The 819-nt window shown below is 72.4% G+C and carries 1 protein-coding gene and 1 pseudogene; one reads left to right on the plus strand and one right to left on the minus strand.

Annotated elements, in window-relative coordinates:
* Window positions 1-227: pseudogene (locus AC27IO_RS24935) on the plus strand (type II secretion system protein N); the annotation flags it as partial.
* Window positions 228-311: 84 nt separating this feature from the next.
* Here AC27IO_RS24935 and AC27IO_RS24940 read toward each other — a convergent pair.
* A partial coding sequence (locus AC27IO_RS24940) for a histidine phosphatase family protein (protein ID WP_498741308.1) occupies window positions 312-819 on the minus strand: 508 nt, incomplete at its 5' end.

Consider the following 819-nt stretch of genomic DNA (forward strand, 5'->3'; position numbering starts at 1 on the left):
TGCGCGAACCCAGCCGGTTCGCGCTGGTGGGCGTGCTGGCGGGCACGTCCAGCGGTGGCGGCGCGGCCTTGATCGCCGTGGACAACCAGCCGGCCAAGCCGTTTCGCGTCGGGGCCACGGTGGCCGAAGGGCTGGTGCTGCAGGCCCTGGGCCGCCGCCAGGCGCGGCTGGGGCCGTCGCACGACAGTGCGGCCACGGTCACGCTGGAAATTCCGGACAAGCGGTAGCGGTTCGGTGGCCGCACGCGGGGTGTGCGGCACAAAGAAAGACATCTGTTTCAGGTGGGGCGAAAGCCGCTGTCTCCGACGCGTTCAGTGCGTTGGCGCGTCCAGCGGCACCGTGGTCCATTCCCCATAGGCCGGTGCGGCCACCGGCCATTCGTCGGCCCGCGGCAGGCGCCCGGGCCGGGCCTGCAGCCACTGTACGCAGCGCGCTACTCCCGCATGGGTGATCCACAGCACATCGCCACCCCGGTCGTGGGACAACTGGCGTGCCTCGGACAGTGCCGCATCCACGCGCAGCAGCATCGCGGCCAGGCTGTCGCCGCCGCTGGCGCGGGGGGCGCCGAAATCCGACGTCCACGCATCGATGTCGGCCCGGGCAATGGCGTCCCAGGCGCGGCCTTCCCAGGTGCCGAAATCCATCTCGGCGAGGCGGGCATCGGGCTCGCTGGCCGAATCGGCCTTCAGCGCCATCAGGGCCTGCGCAAGCTGCTCACATCTTTGTAGCGGCGAGTGGCGCATGTCCGCGAGCGTGCCGGGCAGCGCGCGGGTCAGCCGGCGGGCGGCATCGGCCGTCGCGGCAGGGTCGGCGGGCACG

The sequence above is a fragment of the Acidovorax sp. KNOB132 genome (assembly GCF_057541515.1).